This is a genomic window from Ensifer sp. R1-3, assembly GCF_056739175.1.
Genome location: NZ_CP096515.1, coordinates 302,427 through 315,212 on the forward strand (window position 1 = coordinate 302,427; position 12,786 = coordinate 315,212).

Annotated in this window: 17 protein-coding genes; 6 read left to right on the forward strand and 11 right to left on the reverse strand. The window is 58.7% G+C overall.

Features of this window, described 5'->3' with window-relative positions:
- Window positions 1–141: 141 nt before the first annotated feature.
- Window positions 142–609 carry a VOC family protein gene (locus M1D43_RS01510; RefSeq protein ID WP_010969845.1) on the reverse strand — a complete coding sequence of 156 codons (468 nt, stop codon included), beginning with the start codon at window positions 607–609 and terminating at the stop codon, window positions 142–144.
- A gap of 48 nt (window positions 610–657) precedes the next feature.
- A complete protein-coding gene (locus M1D43_RS01515; protein WP_017265049.1) occupies window positions 658–831 on the reverse strand; it encodes a hypothetical protein in 174 nt (57 codons plus the stop codon).
- On the opposite strand from M1D43_RS01515, the gene M1D43_RS01520 reads away from it, so the two are divergent.
- The 3 genes from M1D43_RS01520 (at window position 816) to M1D43_RS01530 (ending at window position 3,216) form a co-directional block, all read left to right on the forward strand.
- Entirely contained in the window at window positions 816–1,427 is a 612-nt protein-coding gene (locus M1D43_RS01520) for a DNA helicase (protein ID WP_498814062.1), read from the forward strand. The genes M1D43_RS01515 and M1D43_RS01520 overlap by 16 nt on opposite strands.
- A 196-nt stretch (window positions 1,428–1,623) precedes the next feature.
- Window positions 1,624–2,250, forward strand: coding sequence for a hypothetical protein (locus M1D43_RS01525; protein WP_010969843.1), 627 nt, complete (start codon window positions 1,624–1,626; stop codon window positions 2,248–2,250).
- 42 nt (window positions 2,251–2,292) lie between these two features.
- Window positions 2,293–3,216, forward strand: coding sequence for a Stf0 family sulfotransferase (locus M1D43_RS01530; RefSeq protein WP_234889455.1), 924 nt, complete (start codon window positions 2,293–2,295; stop codon window positions 3,214–3,216).
- A gap of 19 nt (window positions 3,217–3,235) precedes the next feature.
- On the opposite strand, the gene M1D43_RS01535 is transcribed toward M1D43_RS01530, so the two are convergent.
- The 7 genes from M1D43_RS01535 to M1D43_RS01565 form a co-directional block, all read right to left on the reverse strand.
- On the reverse strand, window positions 3,236–3,574 hold the full coding sequence (locus M1D43_RS01535; RefSeq protein ID WP_014526947.1) for a hypothetical protein: 339 nt from the start codon (window positions 3,572–3,574) through the stop codon (window positions 3,236–3,238).
- Window positions 3,575–3,689: 115 nt separating this feature from the next.
- A complete protein-coding gene (locus M1D43_RS01540) occupies window positions 3,690–4,214 on the reverse strand; it encodes a GNAT family N-acetyltransferase (protein ID WP_010969840.1) in 525 nt (174 codons plus the stop codon).
- A 102-nt stretch (window positions 4,215–4,316) separates the two neighbouring features.
- Complete coding sequence (locus M1D43_RS01545; RefSeq protein ID WP_153313284.1) at window positions 4,317–4,952, reverse strand: HAD-IA family hydrolase; 636 nt, start codon at window positions 4,950–4,952, stop codon at window positions 4,317–4,319.
- 46 nt (window positions 4,953–4,998) lie between these two features.
- Complete coding sequence (locus M1D43_RS01550) at window positions 4,999–5,568, reverse strand: P-loop NTPase family protein (RefSeq protein ID WP_010969838.1); 570 nt, start codon at window positions 5,566–5,568, stop codon at window positions 4,999–5,001.
- 131 nt (window positions 5,569–5,699) lie between these two features.
- The gene (locus tag M1D43_RS01555; RefSeq protein ID WP_010969837.1) at window positions 5,700–6,320 is read right to left on the reverse strand and encodes a hypothetical protein; all 621 of its coding nucleotides are present in this window, start codon (window positions 6,318–6,320) and stop codon (window positions 5,700–5,702) included.
- A gap of 121 nt (window positions 6,321–6,441) precedes the next feature.
- Window positions 6,442–7,536 (reverse strand): alpha-hydroxy acid oxidase, encoded by a 1,095-nt coding sequence (locus M1D43_RS01560; protein ID WP_013844668.1) that lies wholly within the window; start codon window positions 7,534–7,536, stop codon window positions 6,442–6,444.
- 133 nt (window positions 7,537–7,669) lie between these two features.
- Complete coding sequence (locus tag M1D43_RS01565; protein ID WP_153313285.1) at window positions 7,670–8,299, reverse strand: hypothetical protein; 630 nt, start codon at window positions 8,297–8,299, stop codon at window positions 7,670–7,672.
- 124 nt (window positions 8,300–8,423) lie between these two features.
- Between M1D43_RS01565 and M1D43_RS01570 the strand changes: the two genes are divergently transcribed.
- On the forward strand, window positions 8,424–8,660 hold the full coding sequence (locus M1D43_RS01570; RefSeq protein WP_003534173.1) for a hypothetical protein: 237 nt from the start codon (window positions 8,424–8,426) through the stop codon (window positions 8,658–8,660).
- A gap of 102 nt (window positions 8,661–8,762) precedes the next feature.
- The gene (locus M1D43_RS01575) at window positions 8,763–9,254 is read left to right on the forward strand and encodes a GNAT family N-acetyltransferase (protein WP_017269832.1); all 492 of its coding nucleotides are present in this window, start codon (window positions 8,763–8,765) and stop codon (window positions 9,252–9,254) included.
- 206 nt (window positions 9,255–9,460) lie between these two features.
- Here the strand turns inward: M1D43_RS01575 and M1D43_RS01580 are convergent, their stop codons facing one another.
- Together M1D43_RS01580 and aac(3)-IV are read right to left on the reverse strand one after the other, a co-directional pair.
- The gene (locus M1D43_RS01580) at window positions 9,461–9,628 is read right to left on the reverse strand and encodes a nuclear transport factor 2 family protein (protein WP_127541859.1); all 168 of its coding nucleotides are present in this window, start codon (window positions 9,626–9,628) and stop codon (window positions 9,461–9,463) included.
- Entirely contained in the window at window positions 9,561–10,385 is an 825-nt protein-coding gene (gene aac(3)-IV / locus M1D43_RS01585; RefSeq protein WP_153313286.1) for an AAC(3)-IV family aminoglycoside N-acetyltransferase, read from the reverse strand. Before aac(3)-IV ends, M1D43_RS01580 begins: the two co-directional genes overlap by 68 nt.
- 558 nt (window positions 10,386–10,943) lie before the next feature.
- Here aac(3)-IV and M1D43_RS01590 point away from each other — a divergent pair.
- Window positions 10,944–12,770 carry an adenylate cyclase gene (locus M1D43_RS01590; RefSeq protein ID WP_420376729.1) on the forward strand — a complete coding sequence of 609 codons (1,827 nt, stop codon included), beginning with the start codon at window positions 10,944–10,946 and terminating at the stop codon, window positions 12,768–12,770.
- The last annotated feature ends 16 nt before the right edge of the window (window positions 12,771–12,786 follow it).

Consider the following 12,786-nt stretch of genomic DNA (forward strand, 5'->3'; position numbering starts at 1 on the left):
AGGGGTAAAAAAAGCACGCATTGAAAGAGATGTAAATAGGATAGTAATGCCTTCGGCCTATGTGACTGCGATTCAAAATTAAAACCTACGGGGTGTTGACGAAAATGCGTTGGCGCCGCTCTCCTGAAGCCGGTGCTCCTTTCACGCGTGACCGTTGAGCGGCGCGAGCGGATCTCCCTCGGCGCCCTCCACGGTCGCTCTTGTCATGAGTTCGACAACCAAGCCGGCCCGAGTGACTACGAAAGCAAGACGCCTCTTGAAAACCGCGCCATAGCAGGGGGCAACCACCACCATTCCGCCATCTGCCTCGAGTTTCGCCACGTCGTGCTCCAGATTGTCTGAGAACAGGCAGACGTGATCGAGACCGCCGCCCTTGGCCAGCCGACTCGCGACGGGATTCGGCCCGTCACGCAACGGAGCCACCAGTTCGATCGGAACACTGTCGAGATAAATAAGGAGCGCGCAGGACACATTCTGGGCCGGATCGATTGCAGGCGGCACAACCAGCCTAGCTCCCTGCTGCGTCCACGTTTTCAGCGCACGATCCATGTTCGGCACGACGAACCCATAGTGGAACACTTTACGCGGGTCGAAAGTGATATCTGCCATAGCTGGTGGCCCTGCTTGGGTTTAATGGCGTGATTTTTGCACGGGACGTTAACCGACCCGGCGCGGCTGCGCGAGCAGTTTCTTGCGGAAGACCCCGAAGGCTTCGATAGCGGAAGCAGGAGCGGCAAACGCCGCTCCGTTGTTGAGTAGTACCTTATTGATGACATCGATCTGCGCAGGAATTTGCGGATAAACGCGCCAAGCCAGTGACAGGGTTGGCAAGATGGAGCCTGCTCTCGTCCCAAGTCGCAGCGGCGTCACTGTCCAGATCAATCCTTGCTCGGCTGGATGAGGGTGATTTGCTCTTGGTGGCCGGCCGCCCAGGGCATGGCAAGACCACGCTCGGCCTTCAGCTGTTGCTCGACGCTGCCCGAGACGGCAGAAAAGCGGTCTTCTTCACGCTGGAGTTTACAGAACAGCAGGCGAGGCGGCACCTTCGGTCTTTGGACGAGGGGCGCCACGGTCTCTGCGATAAGCTGCAAATCTTGACGTCTGATGATATCAGCGCGGACTACATCATTCGCCATTTATCGGGGTCGGAGCGGGGGACGGTTGCCGTTATCGACTATCTGCAGATACTGGATCAGCAGCGAAGCAAGCCAGCACTCTCGGATCAGGTTCTGGCTCTTGCAGATTTCGCCAGGAAAGCCGGGGTTGTGGTTGCGTTCATTTCGCAGGTAGATCGGTCGTTTGATCCGGAAAGCAAGCGCCTGCCGGACATTCGGGACATTCGTCTCCCTAATCTCGTTGATTTGCGGCTCTTCAACAAAGCCTGCTTCCTACACAATGGTGAGGCCCGGCTTCAAGACGTTGCCTAATGCGCTCAACTGCCGCGATGTCCTGGAAGTGTCGCGGCAGTCGGTCCGGCAGTGACGGGTGTTGGCGCGATGCCTGAACAGAGCTTGCACGAACGTGGCTTTACTCATCGGTTGCCGCTTGCAAATCACAGGATTTCGATTTTACGCCAGCCGTTTTCAGCAATACGCTTCACCGACGAAATGCTGGAGAATCGCTATGAACCGCGCGCTTGCATTCACAGTAGCCGTCCTGACCTGCTCTCCGCTGTCGGCACAGGCCCAGGACACCTCCATGAGCTTCTTCGTCACCAGCGCAAATCCGGGCAGGGGTGGCGACCTCGGAGGCCTGGCCGGAGCCGACGCATACTGCAATTCTTTGGCGACGGCGAGTGGTTCGACGGGCAAGACCTGGAGAGCCTATCTATCCACCGACACCGAGAACGCCAGGGATCGGATCGGAAATGGTCCCTGGTACAACGCCAAGGGCGAGAAGATCGCTGACGATGTCGCCTCGCTTCACAGCGACAACAACAACTTGACCAAGCAGTCGGCTCTCAACGAGAAAGGCGAAGTCATTCCCGGCCGTGGCGACAGCCCGAACCGCCACGACATCCTGACCGGCTCGAAACCCGATGGAACCGCCGCACCGGAAACCTGCGGAAATTGGACAATGGGCGGTGCGGAAGGCGCGGCGATCGTCGGCCACAGCGACCGCACGGGCCTGGACGATTCCGATGCGGCGAAATCCTGGAACTCGTCGCATTCGACAAGAGGCGGCTGCTCGAACGAGGCATTCAAGGGAACCGGCGGAGACGGTCTCTTCTACTGCTTCGCAAGCAATTGACGGGGCAGGGCCGCGCAACGGCGAGGCGGCCTATCGTTGACTATGTCGCGCGGGCGACCCAAAGCTAATCAGGCGGCGACCTCGCACCAATTCATCCGCGCCGACGAGGTCGTTTGCGATGCTCGCAACCAAAGTTCACGCACTTGCAACACAGGGCAATTAAGGCTTGAAACTCGTCAGGATTTCCTTGTCTCTGAAACAGCCATGCCAAAATTCGACTCCTACGTGATCTGCACTTCTCCGCGCAGCGGCAGTACGCTTTTGTGCAAGCTGCTGGCGGCGACGGGCATCTCCGGGAACCCCGGGTCCTACTTTCATCGCCCCTCGATTGCCGAATGGCTGGCCTCCTTCGAACTGGCCGCAGACGCCTCAAAGCCCGAGGCCGATATTCTGGCTACGATATTTCGAGCGGCAATCGCCAAAGGAAGCCGCGATACAGGCATGTTCGGCCTGCGGCTCCAAAGACATAGCTTTGATTTCTTCGTCCAGAAACTGGCAGTCCTGCACCCGGAACGCTCCAGTGATTTGCAACGAATTGAAGCGGCCTTCGGACGGACACTTTTTCTGCATCTCACTCGGCTCGACAAGGTTGAGCAGGCTGTCTCGCTGGTAAAGGCCGAGCAAACCGGGCTGTGGCATGCAGCTCCGGATGGAACCGAGCTGGAACGGACCGCGCCGCCAAGTGCACCTGTTTACAACTCCGATGAAATCCGAACCTGGTACGAGAGATTTGCAGCCTATGACCGGGCCTGGAACGACTGGTTCGAAATGCAAGGAATTGAGCCTTTTCGGATCGCATATGAGGCGCTTTCAGCCGATCCCCTGGGAAGCCTGCGCAAAGTACTGAGCCGACTGGGATTGAAGTGCGAGGCCGCAAGCGGCATCACACCCGGTGTCGAAAAGCTAGCCGACGCCACCAATCATGAATGGGCAACGCGTTTCCGTTTGGAGCACAATATCGCTTGAATGGTTGACCCGAAGGAGTTCAGGTCAAAAAGGGCATGATATCTACGCCGTCTCCTGGAAAGACTGTGATATGCGGGTGGTCCTGGAACAGCCGCGCCGCGGCCTCGATGCTTTCCGCCTCGACGACAAGGTAGCCGCAAAAGGGGTTCACGGCAGCGGCGACACCGTCCTTGGTCACGCGCGTCGTCTTGCCCACCATGCCACCACGATCGAGGATGGATGCGGCATTTCTGTCCTCCCACGCTGCCCACTGTTCCAGGCCGACGGCATCGACCGCGTCCTGCTCGGCCTTGGGCAGGCTGCGGAAAGAGGCGAGGTCTTCGGGCTTCATGGTGTACACGGCTAGAAAACGGGGCATCGGCGCTCTCTTCGTGGTGGTAGATGGGTACAAACTTACACTCTGTGCGGCCGAAGTCACCCGCTTGCCGCCACCAATCGTGGTCGGGAGATAGGCAGCTTCCGGCCCAAACCGGTCATTTAGGTAGTCCCGCTTCCCATTCCGAACGGAGCATGCTCATGATTGCGGTGTCCCATCTCTCGTCACCAACTTTGACAGACGACCGCCTCACTCCCTCGTGAAAAAAACCGACCTTGTTGTAGGTTCGGATAGCGGCACTGTTCCAGCTATATACGTTTAGCTCAGTTCTCTCGATTTCCGGATGAGAGAATGCCTGTTCCAATGCCGCTTCCAGCAACGATTTAGCTAGTCCTTGCCCCCGCATTGTTGGCGCGACCATGACGCGGCCAATCCTTGCAACGCCATTTCTCCAGTCCACAGCTAATTGGATATGGCCTACCAGAGCTTGAGTGGCGTTAACAGCCATCCAAGATAGCCGCTTTGGTGGTGCCGTTGTCCCGTCGATGATCATCTGTTCAAGCTGATCGTCGGTGATCGGATAAGTCAGATCAGGTCCGCCCCACTGCACCACATCGCGCTCGCTGCTGAGCCAACTGCGAAGGACTGGAAAGTGTTTTGTTTCGAAATCGATTAAATTCATCATCTGCTCATTACAAACCGAACCGAGATTAAGCCTATAGCTTGAGACATCCACAGCGCAATGACCGCTGTTGGCGCATAAAAGCCATGCCGGAAGTGGGCTCTAGTCTGTATTCTTCGGGCATAAATCTTCAATCGCTGCCAACCTAGCGAAAAGCATACTTCCCTGTTGCCAGTGTATGGCATTCCAGCCGCAGAGTCGTGCGGCATCAATATTTGCGGGCGGATCGTCGACTAGAAGTAATTGGTCTGGCCTAAGACCTGTAAGGGCAGCCACTTGTTTGAAAAAGGCTTGATCGGGTTTGCGGCTTCCTAAGGCTGCCGAATAATAGATGCCGTCACAATGGCTGCCAAGCCCAAGTGCTTCAACGAGATGCGCCGCCCGGACGTGCTCTTGGTCAGTTGCCAGATAGACTCTTTTTCCGGCCTTGCGCTGCTGACGGAGTTCTTCAAGCAGCTTAATATTCAGCCGTGCATCGTTCTCGAACCAGTAGGCAATGAAGTCATCGTAGGGGAGATGGGGAGCAATCTTTGCCAGGACCGGCTTCAGATGATCGACCGGCGCCGCCCGCCCAAGAACGATCTCGTTCCAGTAAGGAGAGAAAAACTCTTGCTGAAGGGCCGCAACTGACAGCCCGAGATCATCCTCAATGGTCGATGCCCACGGCCTTCCGTCGGAAGGGCGGCCGCAAACCAAGACGCCTTCCACATCGATCATCAACGCTCTGATCAAGGACATCTACCCCTCCGACGGTTCGGTGGTATTATGTGATTGCCCGAAGCCGTCATCGCTGTTGAGTGAAAGGCTGAAGCATTAAATCCATCTCGCGATGAGACCGGAGCACGGCCACAGGAACAGTAGGCCCGTGTTGGTCGATTTGTTTGATAAAAAGAGGCGCGTAACGCTTTTCGAAGTTCCAGATGTAGGAGAGAAAATCCATATCAGGCAAGGGCTCTGGACAACCCTCAGCCATTTCCGGTCGGACTGACCCATAGTATCGGAAAACACGCTTAAATAGCCCGAGAAGAGCGACGCGTCTTGGGACTCGAACCCACAAGACTAAATCGGTTCGCACAAGTCTGATGTCGAACGAAGATGCTCCACTGCCGTCCATGACCCATCGCTCGCGCCGAGCCAACTGCTCAATTATCGCTCGTTGTCCAGCTCGATCACGCTCTACCCATCCCGGAAGCCATCGCACGTCTCGGTCCAGCGACTGAAATTCAAGGTCGCGACACGCTGCGATCTTCGCAGAGAACGTCGTTTTGCCGCCGCCTGAACACCCGATTACCAATACGCGCTTGGCGTTCGCAAGTAGGCTTACCGCTTCCTCGGAAGAAACGTGCCGTGGCATCTACGCGACCTCCAAACACACGTGCTACAAGGTTTGTTTATTCGTTTAGCGGGACGAAGCAATGTCCTGTGTTGGCGCTGTACTACTGAGGCGGAAGTCGATTGAAGGCAAGCCTCATGTGCAACGAGGGGCTACTTCGTTTTGCCTTCTAACGAAGAAACGAAGCGATCAAACACGTTGATGTCGTAGCGGAGTTCATTGAGCGGAATAACGTCGGGAGGCAGGCCGTCATCCGGCAACGTCAAAAGCACTCGACCACCTAATGCCTTTTCCAGAAGTTCATACCAGTGGACGAGGAATGGCTGTAAGCGAAAGTGCAGTTCGAAACGATCCCGCACGCGGCAGGTGTCTTCCTCACATTGTTGTTTAGCTGTCTGGTAGTCGATGACCTTGACGAAATAAGCATCGGCGAACCCCAGCTGTTTTTCCTGGAGCGCGGTTCTCGTTGCCTGGAGTTGAAGTTCCCATTGGCGTTTCGGGAGTGCGCCGATCTGGCAAAGGCACCAGGAATAGTGCAGCTTCAAGGGGTCTGTGTCGCAGATAGCCAGACCCTTCCCCCGTTCCATCTGGAGCGCATCGCCCCATCTTTTCGCATTCCAGTCCGTCCAGTACTGAGCGGTTTCTATGCCAGTAAGGGGCTGAGCCTTTCGATCGGCCGGAAACGTCTCGGGTATCAGGTTCGATTGACCGTGCGATTTGCACCAGGTGGTCTTACCAGCCGCACTGATGCCTTCCACGACAATAATCATCATCTAGCTCCGGTCACCACTTCGACCATATCGCCTTCCATCGCAGGGCCGCAATGGCTGGTGATGGCGCAATCCGGCCGACGTGCTCGTCATCTGTCCGCCGCAAGCGGTCAATCAAGCCGGATCAATTTATGAGCGGAAATGCGCTCAAGGCGCTTGGGATCGTGACCGGGACCGCTGGATACAGATATGATCGATCCAAGTCGCCAATAGTCGGCACACCAAGCAGAGCCATGGAACGCAGCATCTCGTCTTCAATCAGCTCAAGCATGCGAATTATTGCTGCCTCGCCCCCCGCCGCCAATGCATAGCACTGCATGCGACCAAGACCAACGAGGTTTGCGCCTATTGCTAGTGCCTTTATGATGTCCGTCCCACGACAGAACCCTCCGTCGACCATCACCTTTGCTTGGCCGCCCACGGCGTCGATGATTTCTGGCAGTACATCCATCGTACCTCGGCCATGGTCGAGCTGGCGGCCACCATGGTTCGAAACATAAATCCAGTCCACGCCATGATCGACTGCGATACGAGCGTCCTCGACTGTGGCAATTCCTTTCAGCACGAGTGGAATGTCGTAGGAGTCCTTGATCAACTTGACGGTCCGCCAATCGAGACCGGCCTGGTACGCCTGACCAGGCCACTTTCCTAATCCAGCCGTCCGATGTCGATTGGCAATATCGCGGTCGCGGCGAGCGAGGACGGCGCTATCGACAGTTAGGCAGATTGCGGCACAGCCGGATGCCAGCGCACGACCAACGTATTTATGGACGGAGGCATCGTCGCCTCTGACGTAGAGTTGCGCCATTCGTAGTGCTGAAGGGGCCGCCTCGGCGACGGACTCGAGTGGTGTGCATCCCGAACTGAGCATATGGGCGACCCCGAACACCTGAGCGCCTGATGCCACGGCTGCCCCTCCACCTGGGCCGAACAGGTTCAGCGGACCGGTGGGAGCAAGAAAGATTGGCAAGCGCAACCTTCGACCGAAATGCTCAATCGAGAGGTCTACCACGCTCACATTACGCAGCACACGCGGCTTGAAGGCAATGGAATCGATTGCCAAGCGGTTGCGTTTGAGGGTCGTTTCGGTTTCCGCCCCACCTACGAGGCTATCCCATTTTTCCTTTGATAGAGCTCCTTGGGCCTTCTGTATGATCTCTTGCAAGCTCTCGAAGTCGCCCAAATGGGGAGGGCATGTAGCTTCCTCGCCTTTGCTCATCGCGCACCCCGATCGAGTGATTCCGGAGACAATTCGCCCAATACGACGTGGTGTTCAATTCGCAAGATCGCAGACGAGGCCAGAATTTACAATCTGCTATGACCGCTGTTGGTGCAATCCGGTCGGTTACCGATTATCGAAGAAGTCCATCGCGTCCGAACTCCTCCCACCCGGCCAGGTTGGAGGCGGCGTCTCCGTGTTCGGTTTCGGAATTTGACCCGCCCTTGGTGGTGTTTCTCAGCGTCCGCGTCAACTTCGCCTTATACGCAGCCCGTCTGCGATTTTCGGCGGCAGCCGCCGCGTCTTCCTCGCGCCAATCTTCGACGACGCCTCGATCGAGAATGTCTCCGACAATCCTCGGGTCGAAGACGTGAAACGTTATCTTCCTGGCGCGCCCGCGCAGCTTGACCGTTCGCGTTCCGGCGCTTGGCAAGCGACCGTCGGCCAGCCAGCGATGTCTTTCGCTCGTCTTGATCGTAAGGATGTCCTCGATCTCGCGCGGAATCACCGGAAGGGTCTCGATGTCTACCAACGCCTTGACGACGACAGCCGATGCGGCATGGAATTCAGCTTTCTCGCTTGCGGGCATCATAAGCGTGAGCTCGCGACCATCGAGATTGAGCGACTTCTTCGTGGAATGCGGAAGCCGCGCGCGAATTTCCAGAAGGATGCCCTTCATGCGGACAGATGAACCCAATGTTGCCGCTGGCGGCAGCACCCATGTCTTGAGCAGCTCGATGTGGTTCTTGTCGTGTTTCGGCATGACGCCTAGATGGGTCGCTTCCTTTAGATCGTCAATGACGTCATGCTGTTGGAGACAGAGCGTCCTCTAGGGTCAAGCCGAAAAATGTGGTAAGCGCCAGCCAACCAGCAATAACAGGAGTGAAATGGTGAGCGAACCGACCGTCGCGGATGCAACAAACCGCATTTATGAATCGCTCCAAGCGGACAATGCCGACCTCGACGCGCATATCGCGACCCTCAAGGCAGCGTTGGCGCGGGAGGGGTTGAAAGAGGCCGTCTTTGACCCGGCTAGGCTCGCGCAGAACAACCGTTCTGGCAGGAAGCTGATGCAGGCCTACTTTCGGCAGCGCGGCGTAACGGTCAAATACTCGGCTTCGTGAAGCCGTCCCATGTCGTCAGACAGGCCGTAGTAGACGGTTGACCTGATCACCCAGCTTTGGCCTTCGAACGCGAATTGCTGACCGATCAGCAAGCAAGGCTTCATGACCATCATGTCCCAACCACAGCGGCAGCTTTACGCCATCTCTGACCTTCGTGATCAGCCTGCCTTCTGCGCAACGGTCGCGGACCGGATTTGGAGGGCCTGGTGGCAAGGAGCAGGCCATCCACTGGAACACGTGACAGACCACATGCAGGAAATGCTGAACGACAACGCGCTGCCCTTCGGTCTCGTGGCCCATGATGGGGGGCGATATCTCGGATCGACGCTCATTATCTCCTGCGACCTGGACGAGCGCCCGCAATACGCTCCTTGGGTGGCTGCCGTGTGGGTCGAGGCCGAACATCGGGGTAGGGGAATAGGCAGAGCTCTCGTCGGACGCGCAGCCGAGGCGGCGTTCGATCTGGGCCACGACATCGCCTATCTCTGCGCGTTGCCGGAAAGGCGTTCCTTCTACGAAGGATTCGGATGGCGTCGCCTCGAAGAAAACGTCGGTCCGCATGGACTGACGGTTCTTACGCGTTCCCGCGAGTAAGCTCCAATTTCGACCCGTTGGAGACGTTCCCCCAAAGCAGCTTATCGCTGCGACGCGGCGGTTACCCACCACGCCTCGATGCAGGCCATGGATTGGGCCCAAACGACGATGATCTTGTGCTTGCTCGTTCGCAGGTGGATGAGAACTTCCTAAACTAAGCTTCCCCGTAACCTTCCGGAGCGATGACGCTGTTGGCTCTATTGCGGTCATTGTTTAGGGAACTGGCTTAGATGTTCGTGAATGATCTTCCACACATTCGCTTCTCTACGAAGGATAGTTGTTCCTCGCCCACCGCCCTCCAGAGCGCTACCATTTAAACTGCCCTCCACCGGAAGTGCTGCGGGGAGCGCAGCCTGCCGATTGGCGTGCTGCATCGCATTCTTCGCACCCTGCCTCTATCGGATGCAGGAAGACGAGTGGGTCGCGGGCCAGTCGATCCGAGGCTATCCTCACGATGTCGCGGGAGCGGATCAGGCGGGCTTGAGCATGGCCGACCGGGCCTTCCCGCTGCAAGCCCTCTCGCCTCAGCCAGGCGTCGGCGAGGTTAAAGTTCTGGCAGCAGTGATCGTTCTCGCGATAGTCGACGCGGATCGGCTTGCCGTTATCGAGGACCGTACAGTGTCTCGGCACCCCATAGGGAACCTTCGCGATCAGCTCGGCGAGATGCAGCGTGGTGTCCGAATCGTGTTCGACACCGAGGAGGAGCACTTGTCCATCGAGTTCATGGATACGCCCTATCGGACTTGCGGGAGCGTGCGGGGGCAGGGGCAGGCTGTCTGATGTGATGCGTGCGGCAAGCGGGCCCGTTGCCGCAAACGCGAACGGATGGTCGCTGCGCGTCACATTCTCCAGACGCCAGAAGGTGTCGGCGACTATTCCAAGGTCGGGTGTGGCAGGTGTCGCCGCCGGGTCGAACGGCTCGTCGTCGAGACCCGACCATGATGGCATGACGAGCGTGCCCTCCGGACCAATGGCGGCGCGCAGAGCGGCAATCACGCCAGGCGGCCCGCCTTCGACAGGCCGGACGCTGCGAAAGGAACAGTGAACGAGCAGGACGCCTCCAGGCTTCACCCCGAGCGCAATGAGTTGGTCAACGATTTCCGAAGTCCGCCATTCATTTTGTTGCGTCATGGATTGCCTATTGGTAACCAGCGTGGGCTGGCATTCGACAGCAAAAAGCGCGCTTGTTTGGGCCAAGCGCGCTCCGGCGAACGATCTGCAGCGGGGTTACGGCACCCTCGATCGATCCCGTTGATGATAGCATCAAAACGGCCGGCGAACAACGATGCGGAAGCTCCGCGGACGCCGCTCGGGTTGCGCCCTTTGCAGATATAGGCGGCCATGAGTTGCCATGTTCCGGCTTTTCGAGCATCTTCGCATTCGGGCTGCATGCGTTGCCGCATCGGGCTGGGAAGTGAACAATGGGACGGGCAGGTATGGCTCCGGGCGTCGCAGCCGCACATCCGGAGGTATGAACCGTGCCAATCGGTGGCGGATGCCTGCAGAGATCGCGGGCATGCTCGGCGTCCTCTTTCCATTCTCCAGCGATGAGCCGTGGGGCGGCGATTGGTTGCAGCGTGCGCTTTGATGTTCGTGCCGAAGGGGCAGGAGAGGGTTGGGTGAACGAGATGTCGACGGTCTCGCCGGTCGCCGGCGGCGCTTCCACTATTCGAGCCATTTGAGGTTTTCGTGGCGGGGCCGCATTATCGTCTGCAGACATTCGGGGAATTGCGGCTGGTCGATTCCGGCGGCGTGGCTGTGGCGTGTCCCGAGCGGGGGGCGCTGATACTCGCCCATCTCTGCGTGTCCGGGGAGAAAGCGGCTTCCCGTGAAAAGCTCGCAATGCTGATCTGGCCCGAGCGGGAAAAGAGCGTCGCCTTCAAGAACCTGCGGTCGACCTTGTGGCGCATGCGCCACCTTGCTGCGGATTTGGGACCGCTCGTTACGGCAACGGAAGCCGAGGTTACGCTGGGGGAGATTGCCTGCGACGTCGACGGTTTCCAGGCGCTGGAGCGTTCGGAGGAGGCGTTCCGCACCGGGCTTCGGCTATGGCGCGATGGGTTTCTCGCAAGCGCGGATGTGCCGCCGGGCCGCTATGCGGATTGGGTGGGAGAACAGCGGCGCCTGTTCACGCAGTTGCTGCGCGCGGCGCTTATCGGCGGCGAAGAGCGGTTTGCCGACAGGGCGCTGCTGCGGACCGCGTGCATGCACTTCCTCGAACTCGATCCGACGGATACGGCCGTGCGTCCGATCCTGGAGCGGATGACCGGCGGGGGTCTGGTCGTCGGGAGCGGTCAACCGGACAGGGCCCGGCTGCAGCAGGGTGCCTTTGCCGGAGAGCCCGCAAGGGAGACGAGTGCTCCACCGGTTGCGCCGGCACCCCGTGTCGCGCTGCTTCCGCCGGCGGCCTTCGGCAGCGATCCGATGCTTCACGCGGTCAGCGTGGCCGTGGTCGAGGACATCACGATCGGGCTATGTGCGCAACGATCGATGTCCGTCGTTGCTCCCTACACGGCGGAGCGCATACGGGATGCCGCGGACAAGGCTGCGTTCCTGGAAAAGCATGGCGTTACCTATGCGCTCGACTGCCGCATGTCGGACCAGGGGCTCTTCACGCAGCTCATTTTTCTGCCGTCCGACGCGATCGTCTGGGCGGAGCGGTTTGCGATATCTCCGGTCGGTCTCCTGCAGCAACGCCAGGAAATCGCCTTCCATGTCGCCCGGGCGGTGACGGAGCAGGTCGAGACAGGCCGTGCCGCGCGTATCGACTATCTGGCCCATCCGGAGGCCTATTACGCCTATCTCGCCGGCCTGCGAAACCTCTCCAGCGTGGGTCTTCCCGAAATCCGCAGGGCACGCGGCGATTTCAGGGCCGCGCTCAAGCACAAGCCGGATTTTGCTCCGGCGCTGAGCGGGATGGCGCGCACCTATGCAATCGAGTGGATCCTGACTGCCCGCGGCGACCGGGAACTTCTTTCGGTGGCGGAGCATCACGCCAAGGGGGCGATCGAAAGCAATGAGGACCTGCCCGGAGCACACCGCGAGTTCGGTGTCGTCAAGCTCTATCAGGGTGATCTCGACGAGAGCCTTGCGGCGCTGGATCTCGCCGAAAACCTGAGCCCGCATTATGCCGACGTGCTTTACAGCCACGCCGACACGCTCGTTCATGTCTCCCGCCCGCGCGAGGCGCTCGACAAGCTCGGCAAGGCGCTTTCGCTCAATCCGCTGGCGCCCGACACCTATTTCTGGAGCGCTGCCGGTGCCAGCTATTTCCTCGAAAACTATCAGGACGCGATCGGCTACGTTCAGAGAATGAAGGACAAGTCGCCCGGCGACAGGCTGCTTGCGGCAAGCTGGGCGATGCTCGGCGACCAGAAGAAAGCACGGGCGTACCGGATGCGGGCGTTGAAGAGCAATCCGACGTTCGACGTCGATAAGTGGCTTGCCGTCGTTCCCATGAAGGAACAATGGCAGAAGGACCTCTATCGTGAGGGGCTGAAAAAAGCGGGGTTTTGAGGATGAGGGATAGCGA